Origin of the sequence: Streptomyces sp. NPDC001902 (genome assembly GCF_042891295.1) — a bacterium.
In the GTDB taxonomy this organism is placed as follows: Bacteria; Actinomycetota; Actinomycetes; order Streptomycetales; family Streptomycetaceae; genus Actinacidiphila.
In genome coordinates this window covers 118,399-136,915 of the sequence record NZ_JBIATA010000024.1, presented here as the reverse complement: position 1 = coordinate 136,915, position 18,517 = coordinate 118,399, and the positions used below count along the sequence as shown (strand labels likewise).

Here is an 18,517-nt window from a genome sequence, read left to right as displayed (position 1 = left end):
CGGCCCCGGGCGGGGGGGGGGGCGGGGGGGGGGGGCGGGGGGCGCCGCCCCCCCCCCCGCGGGGGCCCCGCCCCCCCCCCCCCCCCCGGGGGGGCCCCCCCCCCCGGGGGGGCCCCCCCCCCGCCGTCGTCGTACGGGGACGTCCTCACCACATGCCGCCCGCGATGTCGTCGAAGACGGCCTCCCACAGCCCGTCGCCCGTGCCGAACGGGACGGGATCGACGGCGGTCAGGGCGTCGCGGATCTCCTCGGCGATACGGATGAGGTCGTCGATCTCGGGGAACACGCCGGGAGGGTCGTAGTCTGGGCGCCTGAGCTGCAGCAGGCACATCCCGTGGACCATCGACGAGACGTCGGTGTGGATCCACTCGATCCTGCGCACCTCGTGGTCGACCACGTGCACCCTTCCGGTGCCGCCGTCGAGGGCCACCTCGGCGTGGAGGGCCCGGCCCAGGTGCAGCCAGCGGTGGACGCCGGGGGAGAACCCCTCGTAGTCCGTCAGGTCCTCGACGAGGGACGCGTCCCGCAGCGGCGTCGGCCCGCCCGCGAGGTCCCTCCGGAGCTCGAAGAGCACACCGTCGGCCACCGGCAGGCCCACGTCCGCCAGGAAGCCGCGGGTGGGCCCGTGCGTGAGCCCTGCGTCCTGCCCCGTGGCACGGTGCCCCGTGGCGCGGACGCGCACGATCTGCTCCGGGGCGAAGACCTCGGCAAGGGAAGCGGCCGTCACGGGGGCGATCACCCCAGGCCGCCGGGGATGCCGAGGTGCGCCGGGTCGTCCGGTTCGAAGGGTGTGGGCAACGGTCCTCCTGTGGTCCGGCCCGACGCGAAGGCCCCGCACATGTCGTGCGGGGCCTTTCGCGTCGTACGGGAAGCGGGAACCGCTACCGCAGCCGCGCCATCAGCGCGTGTTCGACCAGCGTGATCAGCGCGCTCTTCGCCTCGGCGCGGTGCCGGGCGTCCGTGGTGATGATGGGGGCCTCGGGACCGATCTGGAGGGCCTCGCGGACTTCCTCGGGGTTGTACGGCTGGTGGCCGTCGAAGCCGTTGAGGGCGATGACGAACGGCAGACCGCTGTTCTCGAAGTAGTCGACGGCCGGGAAGCAGTCCGCCAGCCGGCGGGTGTCCACGAGGACGACCGCGCCGATGGCGCCGCGCACCAGGTCGTCCCACATGAACCAGAAGCGGTCCTGGCCCGGCGTGCCGAACAGGTAGAGGATCAGGTCCTCGTCCAGGGTGATACGGCCGAAGTCCATCGCCACGGTCGTCGTGGTCTTGTCCGGCGCGTGCGTCAGATCGTCGATCCCCGCGGAGGCGGAGGTCATCACGGCTTCGGTACGCAGCGGGTTGATCTCCGATACGGCACCGACGAACGTGGTCTTGCCCACGCCGAAGCCGCCCGCCACCACGATCTTCGCCGAGGTGGTTGAGCGAGCTGGACCGCTAGAGCTTGCGAAGTCCACTGAGCACCCTTTCGAGCAGTGTCACGTCTGGCTGTCCGCCCGAGGCATCGTCGCCACCGGGCTGGTGAATGGCGACGAGCCCGGCCTCCGCCAGGTCGGCGACGAGGATTCGGGCGACGCCGAGGGGGATGGAGAGGAGCGCGGAGATCTCCGCGACCGACTTGATCTCCCGGCAGAGGATGCAGATCCGCTGGTGCTCCGGCAACTGGCCCCGCAGCTGGACCGGGTCGGCGGTCGTGCTGACCAGTGCCTCGATGGCGAGCTGGTAGCGCGGCCGGGTGCGGCCACCGGTCATGGCGTAGGGACGTACCAGACCGGACGGCGGCTTGGAACGCCCGGTCTGCGCTGTCCGAGGCGGTGGCGCCTGCGGGGGTTCGTACGGCTGGATCCTCGGCTGCCGGTGCGACGGCGTGGGGCCGGGACCTGGGTCCTGGCTGGGTGCCGAGGGGAAGTCGAACCGCTTGAAGGGCGGCTGCTGTTGGTGATTGCCGTACTGATCTCCGCCTGGGGGCGTTGCCACGGTTCCTCCTCCAGCTGGGTAGCGCGTCTGAAAACCCTACGGGTCTCCAGACGCGCCCGCATGCCTGTCCGTTAGTTGAGCAGGCTGCCCTGCAATTCCGCACGCAGATCGGGCGTGAGCACGTTGCCCGCGCGGTCGACCAGCAGGGCCATCTCGTAGCCCACGAGGCCGATGTCGCACTCCGGGTGCGCCAGCACGGCCAGCGAGGAACCGTCCGAGACGGACATGATGAAGAGGAAGCCGCGCTCCATCTCCACGACGGTCTGGTTCACGTGCCCGCCCTCGAAGATGCGCGAGGCACCCGCGGTCAGCGAGGTCAGACCGGAGGCCACCGCGGCCAACTGGTCCGCACGGTCCCGCGGGAAGCCTTCGGACATCGCCAGCAGCAGACCGTCGGCAGAGACCACAACCGTATGGGAGACCCCTGGGGTCTGGTCCACGAAACTGGTGATCAACCAGTTCAGGTTCTGTGCCGCCTGGCTCATCGGACTCAACTAACGCTCCTGGTGCTTGGGGCCGAAGCCCTGGCCGTTCGTGTCAGTTCCCGCAGTGCGTCCCTGCTGGACACCGCGCCGCAGATTGCTCAGGCGGCCACGGACGTCCTCGGGTGCACGGGAGACCATCGGTCCGCCCTGCGGAGTCTGCTGTGCGGTACCCGGGACCAGGTTGGCCTTGGGGACCCGTCGGGGCAGGCCGGAGGGGGTGACCCCGCCCGCCTTGGGCTTGCGGGCCTGTTCGGCCCGCTGCCAGTTGTCGTCGTTCGTGGAGCGCCACTCCGACTCCCCGTCCGACGCGGGTACGGAGGGCGCCGGCTGCGCCGGGAAGCCGTCCGCCGACTGGGGCTCCGGCTGCGCCGGGGCCGCCTGGCCGGACTGCTGCCATCCGCGGTCGCGGCGCGGCAGCCCCGCGTCGGTCACCGAGGACTGCAGCGGGCCGGTGGCCGGAGCCGGTCGGTCGAAGCCTACGCGCTCCGGGGCTTCGAAGGGGGTGGCTGTGGCGGAATCGGCCGTCGCCTGGGCCGGGAAACCCTGCGGCTGGGCCGTCTGCGGCAGTTCGCCGCCGGGCGTCGCCGTCCACTGCTCCTGGGCGTACCCGTTCTGCTGCTGCCAGTCGTCCTGGGCGTAGCCGTTCTGCGCAGCGGCGTACCCCTGCTCGGCGTAGCCGCCTTCGGTGTACACCGGCTCCTGGAACCCGGGCTGCGCGTCGTAGCCGTGCTGCTCCTGGAACGGCTGGGCCTGCGGCTCCTGGTAGCCCTGCTGGTCGAAGCCGTTCGCCGGGAAGCCGTTGTCCTGGAAGCCGTTGTCCTGGAACGCGGCCTCGGCGCCGGTCTCCTGGTAGCCCTGTTCCCGGGCGTCGCCCTCGAACGGCAGCTGCTCCGGGGCACGGTCGCCGGCCGCGGCCTCGAGCTGGGCACGGCGCTGGTCGCGCATGAGCGAGCGGCCGACCGGGTCGAGCGAGCGGGTGTCGGCCGGGGCCTCGGCGCGCTCGTAGCGCGAGTCGTCGAAGCCGAGCTCCGCGGCGGTCGGCCCGTAGGCGGCGAACTGCGGGGTCTCGAGCTCCGGCACGATCCGGGACACGGTGAAGTCGTCCTCCAGCGGCATCTCCTCGCCGCCGCCACCGTGGGTGATCGGCTCGGGGAGCATGACCAGCGAGGTGGTGCCGGCCTGCTCGCCGGACGGGCGCAGCTGGACGCGGATGCCGTGCCGGTCGGCGAGGCGGCCGACCACGAACAGGCCCATGCGCTTGGAGATCGACGCGTCGACGGTCGGCGGTTCGGCCAGCTTGTGGTTGATGTCCGCGAAGTCCTCGGCGGTGAGGCCGATGCCCTTGTCGTGGATCTCGACCATGACGCGGCCGTCGGGAAGCCGGGTCGCGGTGACCCGCACCTTGGTCTGGGGCGAGGAGAACGTGGTGGCGTTCTCCAGCAGCTCGGCCAGCAGGTGCACGAGGTCGGTGACGGCGGTGCCGTGGATCTCGGTCTCGGGGATGCCGACCAGTTCGATGCGCTCGTACGCCTCCACCTCGGAGGCCGCGGCGCGGAGCACGTCGACCAGCGGGACCGGCTGGTTCCAGCGGCGGCCGGGCTCCTCGCCGGCGAGGACCAGGAGGTTCTCGCCGTTGCGGCGCATGCGGGTCGCCAGGTGGTCCAGCTTGAAGAGGTTCTCCAGCTGGTCCGGGTCCGCCTCGTTGTTCTCCAGGTCCGTGATCAGCGTCAGCTGGCGCTGGATGAGGCCCTGGTTGCGGCGGGAGAGGTTGGTGAAGATCGCGTTGACGTTGCCACGGAGCAGGGCCTGCTCGGCGGCGAGCCGAACGGCCTCGCGGTGGATCTGGTCGAAGGCGCGGGCGACCTCGCCGATCTCGTCGTTCGAGGTGATCGGGATCGTCTGGACGCGGGTGTCGACCTTGCCCGGATCGGTGCGGGAGAGCTGGTCGACCAGGGCCGGCAGGCGCTGCTCGGCGACCTCGAAGGCCGCGGTGCGCAGCCGTCGCATGCTGTTGCTCATCGAACGGGCCACCATGGCGGCCACGATGAAGGCGATGATCAGCGCGACGAGCACGATGGCGGAGTTGACGATCGCTTCGATGCGGGCACTGTCGGCGATGTCGCTCGAGTCGTTGTACGCCTGGTTGGCCAGGTGCTGCTCGACGCTCTTGTAGGCGTCGAAGGCGAGGGTGGTCGCGCCGAACCAGCTCTCCGCGGTCACGCCCTGGGCCTTGAGCTGCTCGGTGCTCTGACCGGAGGCGATCAGCTTGATCATGTTCTCCAGGCTCGGCGGAGCCTTGAAGGGCTGGCCGGCCTGCTTGGCCGCCTGGGAGGCCTGGGCGACCTGCTCCTTGCCCTTCTCCAGGGCCGCGTCCTGCGCGTCCAGCAGTCGCTGGTAGTCCGCGTCGGTGCCACCGCCCCGGTACTCCTCCAGGGCGACCTGCTGGAGGTAGGCGTACGAGGTGAAGGCGGTCAGCTGGAGCTTCAGCTCGCCGTCGACGAGCTTGTCGCGGTCCTCGACGAGCAGGTGGGTGCCGATGGAGCGGGTCAGCGACTCGGCGGCCTTGGTCAGTTCGAGCGCGTAGAGGGTGCGGCCGTAGGAGGCGATGCTGTTGGTGCCGAAGCCCAGCTCGTTCGCGAGCTCCATCAGCGGGTGCTGGACCTCGACGTACTTCTCCTCGGTCTGCACGCCCGGGAGCTGCCGGGTGAAGGCCGTGTCACGCAGCTTCGCCAGGACCTTCTCGCCCTCGCGGATGTTCGCCACGCGGCGCTGCAGCCGGTCGCTCACGGGCAGCTCGGCGACGGCCGCGTCGAACTTCGCGGCCGCCTGGTCGGTGGCCGCGCGGGTCGCGACGACGTCCTTGTTCTCGGTGTCGCCGGCCAGCAGGGGAACAACGCTGAGGTCGCGTTCGTTCAGCACGGCGTTGGCGTAGTCCACGGCGGCGCGCACGGCGTTGGCGGTCCGCACCGCGTCGTCGGCGTCCTGCCAGGTCTGCACCGAGCTCTGCACCCGGAAGCCGCCGAAGACCAGGGCGACCATCACCGGGATGAGGAGGATGACGTTCAGACGGGTGGCCACCCGCCAGTTGCGCATGGCGAAGCGGCTGCCCGAGCTCGTCACCGGCTCGGGCGCGGTGGCCGCCTCGGGGGCAGCGGCCTGGGCCGTGCCGTATCGCGCAGGCGGGGTGAAATTGCCACGCGGGTGGTCCGCGGGACCCGGCTCTGCTCGCCTCGTGTTCCTCACTCGACCAACAACCTCTCGGCGACGGCGCGGGCGGCGCCGTTCCTACTCTCGGGTTTCGATGAATTCCAGCACGTCATGGGGGTGCTCCACAAACGTCCGGCGAGGACTGCGAAGCCATGATCACGCGCCGGTTAAAACGGGCATAAGCGTAAAGCGGTGGCAATTCACTGGGTAGATGTATGCGCAGTGAAGCCGACTGGGCGCGGGCGGTGTTCGGGTTGTTCCGATTCGCGGTCGAAACGTTATGAACAGAAGGACCGGCCATGTCAAAAGACACAGCCGGTCCATACGCGAAGTGGCAAGCTGGAATGCTTACTTGAGACGAGCGAGCAGCGCGTGTTCGACGAGCGTGATCAGCGCGCTCTTCGCCTCGGCGCGGTGCCGGGCGTCCGTGATGATGATGGGGGCGTCCGGGCCGATCTGCAGCGCTTCCCGGACCTCGTCGGGCGTGTACGGCTGGTGGCCGTCGAAGCCGTTGAGGGCGATGACGAACGGCAGACCGCTGTTCTCGAAGTAGTCGACGGCCGGGAAGCAGTCGGCCAGCCGGCGGGTGTCGACCAGGACGACGGCGCCGATGGCACCGCGGACCAGGTCGTCCCACATGAACCAGAAGCGGTCCTGGCCCGGCGTACCGAACAGGTACAGGATCAGGTCGTCGTCGAGCGTGATACGACCGAAGTCCATCGCCACGGTCGTCGTGGTCTTGTCGGCCACGTGCGTCAGATCGTCCACGCCCGCGGATGCCGAGGTCATCACGGCCTCCGTACGGAGCGGGTTGATCTCCGAGACCGCCCCGACGAACGTGGTCTTGCCCACGCCGAAGCCACCCGCCACCACGATCTTCGCCGAGGTGGTGGACCGGGCCGCGGGCGGCGCACCGTACGCCGCCTGCTGCCCCGGCCTAGAGCTTGCGAAGTCCACTGAGCACCCTTTCGAGCAGTGTCACATCAGGCTGTCCGCCGGCCTCGCCGCTGCTCGGCTGGTGGATGGCGACCATACCGGCCTCAGCCAGGTCGGCCACCAGAATCCGGGCCACCCCCAGCGGGATCCCCAGCAGTGCGGAGATCTCGGCGACCGACTTGATCTCCATGCACAGGTGGCAGATGCGCTGGTGTTCGGGGAGCAGCCCCTGGTAGGCACTCGGGTCCGCGGAGGTGCTGACCAGTGCCTCGATGGCGAGCTGGTAGCGCGGCCGGGTGCGACCACCGGTCATGGCGTACGGCCGCACCAGCGGCTGGTCGCCTTCGCCCCCGTACGGCGCATGGTGGGGCGCGCCGTACGGGCCGGGCGAGGCGGGCGGCGGGGTCATGAATGGTCCTCCGGGTAAGAGCGGACGCGTGTCGCGAGTAGTCATGGGGCGTGCATTCGGCCGGGCTCCGGGGAGGAGCTCAGCCCATCAGGCTGCCTTGGAGTTCTGCGCGCAGGTCGGGGGTGAGAACGGCGCCCGCTCGGTCGACGAGCAGGGCCATCTCGTAGCCCACGAGGCCGATGTCGCACTCGGGGTGCGCCAGTACGGCCAGCGAGGATCCGTCCGAGACCGACATCAGGAGGAGGAAGCCGCGCTCCATCTCCACGACGGTCTGGTTGACGCTGCCGCCCTCGAAGATGCGGGACGCGCCCGCGGTCAGCGAGGTGAGGCCGGAGGCGACGGCCGCCAACTGGTCGGCGCGGTCACGGGGGAAACCCTCGGACATGGCCAGCAGCAGGCCGTCGGCGGATACCACCACGGTGTGGGACACCCCGGGGGTGTTGTCCACGAAGTTGGTGATCAACCAGTTCAGATTCTGTGCCGCCTGGCTCATCTGACTCAACTAACGCTCCTGCTGGTGAGTGGTGCCAAAGCCGCGGCCGTCGGTCGTTCCCGTACCGGCCTGGCGACCCTGCTGGATACCGCGACGGAGGTTGGTCAGGCGTCCGCGCACGTCGTCGGGGGCCCGGGAAACCTGCGGACCGCCCTGTGGGGCTTGTTGGGGAGCACCGGCTCCCGGGACGAGGTTGGCCTTGGGGACCCGCCGCGGCAGCCCGGAGGGGGTGACCCCGCCCGCGGACGGCTGGCGGACCTGGCCCGCGCGCTCCCACACCTCGTCGTTCGGCGAGGACCGCCACGCCGCCGAGTCGCGCCGCGGGGGCTGCGAGGGCTGCGGCGGGTGCGCAGGCGGCGCCGCGTGCTCGGCGCGGGCCCGCTGCGGCTGCTGCGGGTGCTGCTGCGGGGCGGGCTGCTGCGGGCGCTGCGGCGGCCGGGTGGGCGCTGCAGCGCCCGGGCCGTTGCCGTTCTGTTGCGGGCCGACCGGGCCCCGCTCGACGTGCACCTGCTGCATGCGCTCGGCGCGACCGGTGCGGAACCAGTCCGACTCGAGGGAGTCGAAGATCGGGCTCGGCTCGTCGTGGCGAACGGGGGCCGGAGGCAGCGCCATCGGCTCGTTGACGGCCGGCAGCGGCTGCCGGTCGGCCTGCGGGGCCGCGGGACGCTGCTGGTGGGCGGCGCCGGGTCCCTGGGCGTACCCGCCGGAGTGGCGCGGTCCCTGGGGCGCCGCCGGGGCGGCCGGCGGGGTCTGCGGCGCCTGCTGCACCTGGGGTGCCGCGGGGCGCTGGAAGACGTCGCTGCGGGTGAACTGGCCCTGCTGCTGCGGGGCCTGGCCACCGTGCTGCGGCATCTGCGGCATCTGCTGGGGCTGGCCGCCGTGCTGCGGCATCTGCGGCATCTGCTGGGTCTGGGGGCCGCCGTACGCCGGTGCGGTGTGCGGCATGGCGTTGAAGTCCGGGCGCTCGAACTGCGCCGTGGACTCCAGGTCCTCGTGACCGCGCGGCATGTCGGCCTCGGGGCCGTGGGCCGCGCCCATCGGCTGCGGCGCCGCCGGACGCTGCGGGGGAGCGGCCGGTCGCTGCGGCTGCTGCTGCGGCCTGCCCTGGCCACCGGGGACCTGCTCGTTGGCCCAGCTCGGGCCCGAGCGCTGCGGCCCGGGCGCCGCCGGAGCACCGGGGCCGGCCGGACGGCCGCCCTGCGGACCCATGCCGGGACCGGAGTTGAGGGCCGGACGCGACGCGGAACCGGACACCTGGCCGCGCTGTCCACCGCGGTGCATGCCGGCGAGGCCGGTACCGCCGCCGCCACCCATGGCCGGCGCGGGAGCGCCCGGAGCCGCGGCGGGGGCACCGCCCGGCTGCTGACCGCGGTTGCCCGCGCCGGGCTGGGGCTTGGCGCCACCCTGGGTGACGTCCACCGGCAGCATGACGAGCGCGGTGGTGCCGCCCGAGTCGGACGGACGGAGCTGGATCCGGATGCCGTGCCGCAGGGACAGGCGGCCGACCACGAACAGACCCATGCGGCGGGAGACGGAGACGTCCACCGTCGGCGGGTTGGCGAGCCGCTCGTTGATGTCGGCGAGGTCCTCCGGGGACAGACCGATGCCGGTGTCGTGGATCTCGATCAGCACGCGGCCGTCGGGCAGCGCGTGACCGGTGACCCGCACCTTGGTCTGCGGGGAGGAGAACGAGGTCGCGTTCTCCAGCAGCTCTGCGAGCAGGTGGACGAGGTCGTTGACGACGCGGCCGGTGACCTCGACCGCCGGCACCGAGGTGAGCTCGATGCGCTCGTACTGCTCCACCTCGGAGGCGGCGGCGCGGAGGACGTCGACCAGCGGGACCGGGCGGGTCCAGCGGCGGCCGGGCTCCTCGCCCGCGAGGACGAGGAGGTTTTCGCCGTTCCGGCGCATACGGGTCGCGAGGTGGTCGAGCTTGAAGAGGTTGGACAGCTGGTCCGGGTCGGCCTCGCGGGACTCCAGTTCGGAGATCAGGCTCAGCTGACGCTGGATCAGGCCCTGGCTGCGGCGTGAGAGGTTGGTGAACATCGCGTTGACGTTCCCTCGCAGCAGCGCCTGCTCGGCGGCGAGTCGGACCGCCTCGCGGTGGACCTCGTCGAACGCGCGGGCCACCTGGCCGATTTCGTCGCGGGTGTGGATGCCGATCGACTCGACCGAGGTGTCGACGTCCTGCGGGTCGGACTCGGAGAGCTGCTTGACCAGCTCGGGCAGTCGCTTCTGGGCGACTTCCTGGGCGGTGTCCTGCAGCCGGCGCAGCGAGCGGACCATGGACCGGGCGACGACGAAGGCGCCGACGACCGAGATGCCGAGCACGAGGAGGATCAGCGCACCGCTGATGATCGCCTCTTGCTGGGCCTCGTCGCGCAGCGTCAGGGCCTTCTGCTGCATCTGCTGCAGCAGGGTCTGCTCGATCTGGCCCATGAGCTGGATCTTGGTCTTGGCGTCGTCGTCCCAGTCCAGGTACTTGCCCTGGAAGTTCTGGATGCTCGACTCGGAGGCCGCGATGCGGTCGGCCTGCTCACCGACCTTGTTGACGATGTCGTTGCCGCCGTTGAGGCCCTTGAGGAGCTCCTCGGCGTTCGTCCGGCCGTAGATCTGGCTGAACTGCTTGAGTTCCGTGCCCTCGGAGCGGTGGACGCCCTGCAGGTAGCGGAAGTCGTTGGAGCTGAGGGTCTGGTTGTCGGCCAGGGCGGCGCTGATGATGGCCCGCTGCATGGAGTCGTACTCCTTGGCGGACGAGAACGCCGCCAGCGCGCGGGTGCTGGAGATCATGTCCGAGTTACCGGTCGCCTCGGCCATCTCCTGGGAGAGGTCGATGAGCGAGCGGATGAGCTCGTCGTACTCGCTGACCGTCTGCGCGATGTAGCCGGGCTGGTCGTACGCACGCTCGCGGATGGCCTGCAGGGTGCCGAGCTGGCGGCTGATCGAGGTCAGCGAGGCGTTGACGCCCGTGAGGTCCGGGGAGACCTCGTTGGCGGCGCTGACGAACGCCGTGCGCGCCAGCTTGGTCTTCGCCTGCGCGGCCACGATGTTGTCGTCGCCATCGTCGCGGGGCGTGCTGGACAGCGGGCCGGCCGAGACGTCTCGCTCCTCCTGGAGCGCGGCGGCGAGCTTGGTCGCCTGCTCCGTGAGGTCGGTCAGCGAGGTCATGGCCTCCAGCTGCTGCACGTTCTCCAGCGAGCTCTGGATGCGGAGCGCACCCAGGGTGGTCGCGGCGACCACCGGCAGCGCGAGCAGCGACACCAGACGAGTGCTGATGCGCCAGTTGCGCATGGCTATTCGGGAGCCGTGCTTCGGGCCGGTGCGCACACCGCTTCCCGGCGTGGCGCTGCTCTGTGCGCCCGCGGTTCCGGCGTCTGCGGTTTCATCCCGGCGGGCGGGACCGTGATCGGTCCCACCGCGCTGTTCCGGGTCGCCCGCAGCGCCGCCATCCCTCTTGAAACGTCCCTGCACTAGCGTCGCAACCTCTGGACCAGGCGTCCCCCGCACGGGCGGCAGGACGGTGTCGAGTCTTCGGAGTCCCGCCCTCCCCGGCGGATACCCATTGGCCGCCGCCGCTCGGCGATCGCACGCTCCCCCCTGCGCGCCGGCATCTGTTGATACGGCGGTCCGGGGAATTCCAGCACAGTGCCGCACGTCCAACAAGGGCCGACAGGTTTCGAGTGGAATACGTGACTCAGTGCGTCCGGTGGATCACACGGTGTCGGTGGCCTTTCGGATGTCTTCCGGCAATCCGGGCTTTCTTCAGGGGTGTTGGGGTCCGCCGGCCGGTGCCCGGCTGCTGCCAACCGGGGGTGAAGAGTCCGGATGGGCCGTGATGTCGGTTTCGCTGGTATCGGGCGGCCGACCGATTCGCCCTGCTTGTCCCCGCGTTCGTGAGCAAAATCACAGACCGTCAGTTGTATTGGTCATCCAGATCGGGGAATGGGCGCCGATAGATTGACGTTTGACACAGCCGTGTACTACGTCAACCGCGCCTGCCCGGGCGCCCGGTAACAACACGAGGTTCTGACCGGCCCATGAAGACGACCATGATCATGCGACCCATAGCCAACCCGCGCCGCACCACCCTCGCGCACCTGGCGGACGCCGAGGACACGCGGACCGCAGAGGTCGCTCCGGCCGTCGAGGACGCGGAAGCCGTCGTGCTGCCCCGGCAGACCGCCAACCCCCGCCGCACCGTCCTGACGGAGCTGCCGACCGCCTGAGGCGCGGCTCGGCGGGCGGGTCCGGGAGCCACCCCCGGGATAACCTGGAGCGTCAGTCTCCGGCCAGTGAGGTGAGCTGCTTCCCGTGCGCATCGCCAGGTTCTCCATCGACGGCAATGTCGCCTTCGGCGTCGTCGAGGGCGACGAGTCCGTCCCGGACGGACTCGTCCTCGACATCATCAAGGGCATCCCGTTCGCCGAGTACGAGCGCTCCGGCACGAAGGTGCCGCTGAGCAAGGTCCGGCTGCTGCCGCCCGTGCTCCCCAGCAAGGTCGTCGCGATCGGGCGGAACTACGCCGAACACGCCGCCGAGCTGGGCAACGAGGTGCCGGAGGTCCCGGTCGCCTTCTTCAAGCCGTCCACCTCGGTGATCGGCCCGGGCGACCCCATCGTCTACCCCTCCTTCTCGCAGGAGGTGCACCACGAGGCCGAGCTCGCCGTCGTCATCGGCCGGATGTGCCGCGAGGTCCCGCGCGAGCGCGTCGCCGAGGTCGTCCTCGGGTACACCTGCGCCAACGACGTCACCGCGCGGGACGCCCAGAAGGCCGAGAAGCAGTGGGCCCGCGCCAAGGGCTTCGACTCCTCGTGCCCCATCGGCCCCTGGATCGAGACGGACCTCGACCTCGCCGCCGCCAACGACCTCGCCGTCACCGCCACCGTCAACGGCGAGCCGCGCCAGTCCGGCCGCACGAGCCAGATGATCCGCTCCATCGAGGACCTGATCGTGCACATCACCGAGGCCATGACGCTGCTCCCGGGCGACGTCGTCCTCACCGGCACCCCGGCGGGGGTCGGACCGCTCCACGTCGGCGACGAGGTCGCCGTCACCATCGAAGGCATCGGCACTCTCACCAACAAGGTGATCAAGCGTGACTAGCGCAGCACCCGTACGCGTACGTTTCTGCCCCTCGCCGACCGGCAACCCCCACGTGGGCCTGGTCCGCACCGCCCTGTTCAACTGGGCGTTCGCCCGCCACCACCAGGGCACCCTGGTCTTCCGCATCGAGGACACCGACGCCGCCCGCGACTCCGAGGAGTCGTACCAGCAGCTGCTGGAGGCCATGCGCTGGCTCGGCTTCGACTGGGACGAGGGCCCCGAGGTCGGCGGCCCGCACGCGCCCTACCGGCAGTCGCAGCGCATGGACGTCTACAAGGACGTCGCCGCGAAGCTGCTCGGGTCCGGCCACGCGTACAAGTGCTACTGCACCACCGAGGAGCTCGACGAGCGCCGGGAGGCCGCCCGCGCCGCCGGCCGCCCCTCCGGCTACGACGGCCACTGCCGCGACCTCACCGCCGAGCAGGTCGACGCGTACGAGCGCGAGGGCCGCGAGCCCATCGTCCGCTTCCGCATGCCCGACGAGACGATCACCTTCACCGACCTCGTCCGCGGCGAGCTGACCTTCACCCCGGACAACGTGCCCGACTACGGCATCGTCCGGGCCAACGGCGCCCCGCTGTACACGCTGGTCAACCCGGTCGACGACGCGCTGATGGAGATCACGCACGTGCTGCGCGGCGAGGACCTGCTGTCCTCCACCCCGCGCCAGATCGCGCTCTACCGCGCGCTCGCCGAGATCGGCGTCGGCAACGGCACGACCCCGCACTTCGGCCACCTGCCGTACGTCATGGGCGAGGGCAACAAGAAGCTCTCCAAGCGCGACCCGCAGTCCTCCCTCAACCTCTACCGGGAGCGCGGCTTCCTCCCCGAGGGCCTGCTGAACTACCTGTCGCTGCTCGGCTGGTCGCTCTCCGCCGACCGCGACGTCTTCACCGTCGAGGAGATGGTGGCCGCCTTCGACATCGACGCGGTCAACGCCAACCCGGCGCGCTTCGACCTCAAGAAGGCCGAGGCGATCAACGCCGACCACATCCGCCTGCTGGACGTGAAGGCGTTCGCCGAGGCCTGCGGCCCGTGGCTGAAGGCCCCGTTCGCCCCCTGGGCGCCCGAGGCGTTCGACCAGGCCGCCTTCGAGGCGATCGCGCCGCACGCGCAGACCCGTCTGACCGTGCTCTCCGACATCACCGACAACGTCGACTTCCTCTTCCTCGACACGCCGGTGGAGGACGAGGCGTCCTGGCAGAAGGCGATGAAGGACGCGGCCGCCGCCTCGGCGCTGCTCACCACCGCCCGCGAGAACCTGGCGGCCGCGGACTGGAACGCCGAGGCCCTGAAGGACGCCGTCCTCACCGCCGGCGAGACCCACGGCCTCAAGCTCGGCAAGGCCCAGGCGCCGGTCCGGGTCGCCGTCACCGGCCGCACCGTCGGGCTGCCGCTCTTCGAGTCCCTCGAAGTGCTCGGCCGCGAGCGCACCCTGGCCCGCGTCGACGCCGCCCTGGCGAAGCTGGCCGGCTGACCGCGGTACGCCGATCCGCCCCGGGCCCTTGACCAGGAGCCCGGGGCGGCACGCTTCCCGGACCACGCCATGCGCCGCAGGACCAGGCCCCCGATCCCCCCGCTGCCCCAGCGCCGCGGGGTCGACCCCGTGCGCGTGCGGCTGCCCGGCACCGGGACCTGGGCGACGGTCCGCGACCACCTGGTGGACCGGCTCGGCGCCGCGGTCTCCCCGGAGCGGCTGGACGCCATGTTCGCGGCGGGGGAGGTGCACGGCGCCGACGGGCCGCTCGCCCGCGACGCCGCCTACCGTCCGGGCGGCCACGTCTGGTTCCACCGGGAGCTGCCGGACGAGGTCCCGGTGCCCTTCGACATCGAGGTGCTCCACCGGGACGACCGGCTGCTCGTCGTCGACAAGCCGCACTTCCTCGCCACCATGCCGCGCGGCGGCCACGTCGTGGAGACGGCGCTCACCCGGCTGCGCCACGACCTCGCGCTGCCCGAGCTGAGCCCGGCCCACCGCCTCGACCGGCTCACGGCGGGCGTGGTGATGTTCGTGATCCGCCCCGAGTTGCGCGGCGCCTACCAGACGATCTTCCGGGACCGGCTGGCCCGCAAGGAGTACGAGGCGGTGGCCCGGCACGACCCCGCCCTGGCGCTGCCGCGCACGGTGGAGAGCCGGATCGTCAAGGAGCGCGGGCAGATGGCGGCCCGGGAGGTCCCCGGCGAACCCAACGCCCGCAGCCACGTGGAACTGCTGGACCACCGTGACGGGCTGGCCCGCTACCGGCTCCGCCCGGAGACCGGCCGTACCCACCAGCTGCGCGTGCACATGAACGCCCTGGGGGTGCCGATCCTCGGCGACCCCGTCTACCCGCACGTCCTGCCGCCCGCGGCGCCCGGTGACTTCTCCCGCCCGCTGCGGCTGCTGGCCCGGGTGCTGGAGTTCGACGACCCCGTGACGGGCGAGCGGCACCGTTTCGAGAGCGGCCGGACGCTGTTCACCCGGTGTCCGCCGCGCGCCGGTACCCCGGACGGAGCACAGGGCTAGAGTCGGCATATGCCGATCCGCGCCGTGCTCTGGGACATCGACGACACGATCTTCGACTACTCGGGCGCCGAGCGGACCGGAGCGCTGCGTCACCTGGAGGCCGAGGGCCTGCTCGGCGCGTTCGGCGGCGAGGAGCGGGCGCTGCGGACGTGGCGCGAGGTCATGGAGACGCACTACACGCGCTTCCTCACCGGCGAGCTGACCTTCACCGAGCACCGCAGGGAGCGGGTCAGGGCCCTGCTGGGGCCGGCCGTCGGCGACGCCGCGGCCGACGCCTGGTTCGCGGCCTACTACGTCCATTTCGAGGCCGCCTGGGCGGTCTTCCCCGACGTCGTACCGGCCCTGGAGGCTCTCACCCCCGGCTACCGGCACGGCCTGCTGTCCAACTCCGGCACCGCCCACCAGGAGCGCAAGCTGACCCGGCTGGGCCTGCGCGACCGGTTCGAGTGCCTGGTGTGCTCGCAGGAACTGGGGCACGCCAAGCCCGCGCCGGAGGCCTTCCTGGGAGCGTGCCAGGCGCTGGGACTGCCGCCGGCGGAGGTCGCCTACGTCGGCGACAAGGCCGACACCGACGCGCGCGGCGCGGACGCGGCGGGCCTGTACGGAGTGTGGCTGGACCGTACGGGTTCCGTCACCGCGCCGGACCTGCGGCGGATCACGGGGCTCGCGGAGCTGCCCGCACTTCTGGCGGCGGATACTCGTTTTGGAGCCCCGTCACCGATCGGGTAATGTTCTTCCTGCGCCGCCCGGGCGGGCCGAAAAGGCCAGCGCGGGAAGCGCGGCCAAACAAAACCCCCCACGGGGGGTTGAGTTTTGGTGGGGTATGGTGTAATTGGCAGCACGACTGATTCTGGTTCAGTTAGTCTAGGTTCGAGTCCTGGTACCCCAGCGCAGATCTTCTGCAAAGCCCCCGTTGTGTAGCGGCCTAGCACGCTGCCCTCTCAAGGCAGTAGCGCCGGTTCGAATCCGGTCGGGGGTACTGATCTCTCTGGTAGGGATCGCTAGGGCCCCCGTTGTGTAGCGGCCTAGCACGCCGCCCTCTCAAGGCGGTAGCGCCGGTTCGAATCCGGTCGGGGGTACTTGACACACCATGGGGTATGGTGTAATTGGCAGCACGAGTGATTCTGGTTCATTTAGTCTAGGTTCGAGTCCTGGTACCCCAGCACATTTCCACAAGACTTGCCCCCGTTGTGTAGCGGCCTAGCACGCCGCCCTCTCAAGGCGGTAGCGCCGGTTCGAATCCGGTCGGGGGTACATCGAGGAGAGGCCCTCCGCTTCGGCGGGGGGCCTCCCCTGTTTCCCCGTCCGCGCCCGTTCCCGGCGGCCCGCCTCACCCAACTCCGAAGCGGCGGCGGGACTCCTCGGCCTCGGCGAGCCGGCGCAGGCTCAGCAGCACGGGCTCGTAGAGCACCGTGAGCGTCACGGCGGCGGCCGCCTGTTCCAGCGGGGTGTCGTACGTCTCGACCAGATCCAGGTCGTGGACGGCCTGTTGGGCGGCAAGCCGCGCGTAGGGCGCCAAGTGCCGTGCGCTGCTGGGGTATCCGAGGCGGGTCAGGGCGGCGACCGCCGTGACGAGCATCCGGTACGCGGGGGAGGGGCCGTGCTCCTCGCTGCCGTACCGCCAGCCCAGTTCGGCCATCAGCCCGTCCACCTCGCGGCGGGCGGTCCCCGTCGCCGGGTCGTCCTCGTCGGGCTCCGGGCCGTGCGGCAGGACGAAGGTGGCGGCGCCGAGCCGCAGGTGCTGGTTGAGCGACTCGTCCTCCACCGCGGCGAGCACCTCCCGCGCGGTGGCCACCGGCACCTTGCCGATCTGGATCAGCGCCCGGACGAACCGCAGCCGGCGCAGGTGCTCCTCCCCGTACTCGGCCTGCGTGGCCGTGACGCGACGGCCGGGCGGGAGCAGCCCTTCGCGCAGGTAGTACTTGATCGTGGCCGTCGCCACGCCGCTGCGTTCACTCAGCTCGGCCAGTCGCATTCCCTTGCGCCCTCCATTGGATAGTGGCACTATCCAAGCATGGATAGTGCCACTATCCAAGATGACCGACAGGGGTTCCTCATGTCCGCGCAGGTGATTCCGGGCCGCAACACCGCCGCCGCTGAGGGCGGCATCGTCGTGTTCCTCATCGGGATGCGGATCAACCGCTTCCGGTCCCTGGGAAGCTGGCTCCCGGTGTTCCGGGCCATGCCGCGGATGCTGCGGGAGCTGTCGCAGGACGACGGGAGCGGGTTCCTCGGGTACCGGCTGCTGTTCGGCGGGCCCCGTGTGATCTACGTCGTCCAGTACTGGAAGTCCACGGAGCAGCTCTTCGCCTACGCCTCCCAGCAGGACAAGCAGCACCGGCCCGCGTGGGCGGCGTTCAACCGTCGCGCGCGGGCCGGCAAGGGCAGGGTGGGCTTCTGGCACGAGACGTACGCCGTGCCGGCGGGCGGCTACGAGTCCGTGTACGTCGACATGCCCGCCTTCGGGCTGGGCGCCGCGACCGGGGTCGTCCCGGTGGGCCGCCGCGGCGAGACCGCGGCCCAGCGGCTGAAGGCGGGCGAGGGGCGGGCGGCCTGAGGCCGGCGTCCCGGGCTCAGCCGCTGCGGCGCAGGGACTCGGACAGGCGGGCGGCGGCGTCGACGACGGACTGCGCGTGCATGCGCCCGGGGTGCCGGGTGAGCCGCTCGATCGGGCCGGAGACGGAGACCGCCGCCACGACGCGGTTGGAGGGGCCGCGCACCGGGGCCGAGACGGACGCCACGCCCGGTTCGCGCTCGCCGATCGACTGGGCCCAGCCGCGGCGCCGTACGCCGGACAGTGCGGTGGCGGTGAAGCGGGCCCCCTGCAGCCCGCGGTGGAGCCGCTCCGGCTCCTCCCATGCGAGCAGGACCTGGGCGGCGGAGCCGGCCTTCATCGGCAGCGTGGAGCCGACCGGGACGGTGTCCCGCAGTCCGGACAGCCGCTCGGCGGCGGCCACGCAGATGCGCATGTCGCCCTGGCGACGGTAGAGCTGGGCGCTCTCGCCGGTCATGTCCCGCAGATGCGTGAGCACCGGCCCGGCCGTGGCCAGCAGGCGGTCCTCGCCCGCCGCGGCGGCCAGTTCGGACAGCCGGGGGCCGAGGATGAAGCGCCCCTGCATGTCGCGCGCCACCATCCGGTGGTGCTCCAGGGCGACGGCGAGACGGTGCGCGGTGGGGCGGGCGAGACCCGTGGCGCCCACGAGCCCGGCCAGGGTGGCCGGGCCGGACTCCAGTGCGCTGAGCACCAGAGCCGCCTTGTCGAGAACGCCGACGCCACTACTGTTGTCCATGCAACGATACTCCCGTCTCACTCTGTGAAACGCAAGTTCAATTTTCCGGCGGACGCGGCACGCTGGAATGCACAGGGCCGCTGCGGCCACTCCCCACAAGGGGGCGGA

17 protein-coding genes and 5 tRNA genes are annotated in these 18,517 nt (G+C 71.3%); 11 read left to right on the top strand and 11 right to left on the bottom strand.

Translation table 11 applies throughout. From position 1 onward, the window contains the following. Window positions 1-145 precede the first annotated feature (145 nt). The 9 genes from ACFYYN_RS31975 to ACFYYN_RS31935 form a co-directional block, all read right to left on the bottom strand. The gene (locus tag ACFYYN_RS31975; protein WP_500548504.1) at window positions 146-727 is read right to left on the bottom strand and encodes an SUKH-4 family immunity protein; all 582 of its coding nucleotides are present in this window, start codon (window positions 725-727) and stop codon (window positions 146-148) included. Between the two features lie 154 nt (window positions 728-881). Then, complete coding sequence (locus tag ACFYYN_RS31970; protein ID WP_450395129.1) at window positions 882-1,460, bottom strand: GTP-binding protein; 579 nt, start codon at window positions 1,458-1,460, stop codon at window positions 882-884. Further along, window positions 1,441-1,980 carry a DUF742 domain-containing protein gene (locus ACFYYN_RS31965; protein WP_500325615.1) on the bottom strand — a complete coding sequence of 180 codons (540 nt, stop codon included), beginning with the start codon at window positions 1,978-1,980 and terminating at the stop codon, window positions 1,441-1,443. Before ACFYYN_RS31965 ends, ACFYYN_RS31970 begins: the two co-directional genes overlap by 20 nt. 71 nt (window positions 1,981-2,051) lie before the next feature. Beyond that, window positions 2,052-2,465 (bottom strand): roadblock/LC7 domain-containing protein, encoded by a 414-nt coding sequence (locus tag ACFYYN_RS31960; protein ID WP_018562059.1) that lies wholly within the window; start codon window positions 2,463-2,465, stop codon window positions 2,052-2,054. A 9-nt stretch (window positions 2,466-2,474) separates the two neighbouring features. Then, window positions 2,475-5,558 carry a sensor histidine kinase gene (locus ACFYYN_RS31955; RefSeq protein WP_500548523.1) on the bottom strand — a complete coding sequence of 1,028 codons (3,084 nt, stop codon included), beginning with the start codon at window positions 5,556-5,558 and terminating at the stop codon, window positions 2,475-2,477. Between the two features lie 462 nt (window positions 5,559-6,020). Continuing rightward, entirely contained in the window at window positions 6,021-6,629 is a 609-nt protein-coding gene (locus tag ACFYYN_RS31950) for a GTP-binding protein (RefSeq protein ID WP_078620110.1), read from the bottom strand. Next, a complete protein-coding gene (locus ACFYYN_RS31945) occupies window positions 6,610-7,017 on the bottom strand; it encodes a DUF742 domain-containing protein (protein WP_361792631.1) in 408 nt (135 codons plus the stop codon). Before ACFYYN_RS31945 ends, ACFYYN_RS31950 begins: the two co-directional genes overlap by 20 nt. A gap of 79 nt (window positions 7,018-7,096) precedes the next feature. Continuing rightward, entirely contained in the window at window positions 7,097-7,510 is a 414-nt protein-coding gene (locus tag ACFYYN_RS31940; protein WP_018562063.1) for a roadblock/LC7 domain-containing protein, read from the bottom strand. A gap of 9 nt (window positions 7,511-7,519) precedes the next feature. Further along, complete coding sequence (locus ACFYYN_RS31935) at window positions 7,520-10,981, bottom strand: sensor histidine kinase (RefSeq protein ID WP_500548503.1); 3,462 nt, start codon at window positions 10,979-10,981, stop codon at window positions 7,520-7,522. Between the two features lie 566 nt (window positions 10,982-11,547). Here ACFYYN_RS31935 and ACFYYN_RS31930 point away from each other — a divergent pair. The 10 genes from ACFYYN_RS31930 (at window position 11,548) to ACFYYN_RS31885 (ending at window position 16,373) form a co-directional block, all read left to right on the top strand. Further along, on the top strand, window positions 11,548-11,736 hold the full coding sequence (locus ACFYYN_RS31930; protein WP_500325619.1) for a hypothetical protein: 189 nt from the start codon (window positions 11,548-11,550) through the stop codon (window positions 11,734-11,736). An 85-nt stretch (window positions 11,737-11,821) separates the two neighbouring features. Continuing rightward, complete coding sequence (locus ACFYYN_RS31925) at window positions 11,822-12,613, top strand: fumarylacetoacetate hydrolase family protein (protein WP_499514183.1); 792 nt, start codon at window positions 11,822-11,824, stop codon at window positions 12,611-12,613. After that, a complete protein-coding gene (gltX, locus tag ACFYYN_RS31920; RefSeq protein ID WP_500325621.1) occupies window positions 12,606-14,090 on the top strand; it encodes a glutamate--tRNA ligase in 1,485 nt (494 codons plus the stop codon). Before ACFYYN_RS31925 ends, gltX begins: the two co-directional genes overlap by 8 nt. A gap of 69 nt (window positions 14,091-14,159) precedes the next feature. Continuing rightward, window positions 14,160-15,119 (top strand): pseudouridine synthase, encoded by a 960-nt coding sequence (locus tag ACFYYN_RS31915; protein WP_500548502.1) that lies wholly within the window; start codon window positions 14,160-14,162, stop codon window positions 15,117-15,119. A gap of 9 nt (window positions 15,120-15,128) precedes the next feature. Beyond that, window positions 15,129-15,848: an HAD family hydrolase gene (locus ACFYYN_RS31910; protein ID WP_500325624.1), complete on the top strand. Its 720-nt coding sequence runs from the start codon at window positions 15,129-15,131 to the stop codon at window positions 15,846-15,848. An 88-nt stretch (window positions 15,849-15,936) separates the two neighbouring features. Continuing rightward, window positions 15,937-16,008 (top strand) — tRNA-Gln (locus tag ACFYYN_RS31905). Window positions 16,009-16,025: 17 nt separating this feature from the next. Beyond that, window positions 16,026-16,098, top strand: a tRNA-Glu gene (locus tag ACFYYN_RS31900). A 27-nt stretch (window positions 16,099-16,125) separates the two neighbouring features. Continuing rightward, window positions 16,126-16,198, top strand: a tRNA-Glu gene (locus ACFYYN_RS31895). Window positions 16,199-16,210: 12 nt separating this feature from the next. After that, a tRNA-Gln gene (locus tag ACFYYN_RS31890) sits at window positions 16,211-16,282 on the top strand. A gap of 18 nt (window positions 16,283-16,300) precedes the next feature. Further along, window positions 16,301-16,373: transfer RNA gene (locus tag ACFYYN_RS31885), tRNA-Glu, on the top strand. Between the two features lie 76 nt (window positions 16,374-16,449). On the opposite strand, the gene ACFYYN_RS31880 is transcribed toward ACFYYN_RS31885, so the two are convergent. Then, window positions 16,450-17,094, bottom strand: a complete 645-nt coding sequence (locus ACFYYN_RS31880; RefSeq protein ID WP_500548501.1) for a MerR family transcriptional regulator — start codon at window positions 17,092-17,094, stop codon at window positions 16,450-16,452. An 81-nt stretch (window positions 17,095-17,175) separates the two neighbouring features. Between ACFYYN_RS31880 and ACFYYN_RS31875 the strand changes: the two genes are divergently transcribed. Continuing rightward, complete coding sequence (locus ACFYYN_RS31875; protein ID WP_499514188.1) at window positions 17,176-17,676, top strand: DUF4188 domain-containing protein; 501 nt, start codon at window positions 17,176-17,178, stop codon at window positions 17,674-17,676. 16 nt (window positions 17,677-17,692) lie between these two features. On the opposite strand, the gene ndgR is transcribed toward ACFYYN_RS31875, so the two are convergent. Then, the gene (gene ndgR / locus ACFYYN_RS31870; RefSeq protein WP_499514189.1) at window positions 17,693-18,409 is read right to left on the bottom strand and encodes an IclR family transcriptional regulator; all 717 of its coding nucleotides are present in this window, start codon (window positions 18,407-18,409) and stop codon (window positions 17,693-17,695) included. Window positions 18,410-18,517: the final 108 nt, after the last annotated feature.

What these genes read in the sequence shown, in the direction of transcription:
- ACFYYN_RS31960 (WP_018562059.1), bottom strand. Translation starts at nt 2,465, where the DNA reads ATGAGCCAGGCGGCACAGAACCTGAACTGGTTGATCACCAGTTTCGTG.
- ACFYYN_RS31955 (WP_500548523.1), bottom strand. Translation starts at nt 5,558, where the DNA reads ATGCGCAACTGGCGGGTGGCCACCCGTCTGAACGTCATCCTCCTCATC.
- ACFYYN_RS31945 (WP_361792631.1), bottom strand. Translation starts at nt 7,017, where the DNA reads ATGACCCCGCCGCCCGCCTCGCCCGGCCCGTACGGCGCGCCCCACCAT.
- ACFYYN_RS31940 (WP_018562063.1), bottom strand. Translation starts at nt 7,510, where the DNA reads ATGAGCCAGGCGGCACAGAATCTGAACTGGTTGATCACCAACTTCGTG.
- ACFYYN_RS31930 (WP_500325619.1), top strand. Translation starts at nt 11,548, where the DNA reads ATGAAGACGACCATGATCATGCGACCCATAGCCAACCCGCGCCGCACC.
- ACFYYN_RS31915 (WP_500548502.1), top strand. Translation starts at nt 14,160, where the DNA reads ATGCGCCGCAGGACCAGGCCCCCGATCCCCCCGCTGCCCCAGCGCCGC.
- ACFYYN_RS31910 (WP_500325624.1), top strand. Translation starts at nt 15,129, where the DNA reads ATGCCGATCCGCGCCGTGCTCTGGGACATCGACGACACGATCTTCGAC.
- ACFYYN_RS31880 (WP_500548501.1), bottom strand. Translation starts at nt 17,094, where the DNA reads ATGCGACTGGCCGAGCTGAGTGAACGCAGCGGCGTGGCGACGGCCACG.
- ACFYYN_RS31875 (WP_499514188.1), top strand. Translation starts at nt 17,176, where the DNA reads ATGTCCGCGCAGGTGATTCCGGGCCGCAACACCGCCGCCGCTGAGGGC.
- ndgR (WP_499514189.1), bottom strand. Translation starts at nt 18,409, where the DNA reads ATGGACAACAGTAGTGGCGTCGGCGTTCTCGACAAGGCGGCTCTGGTG.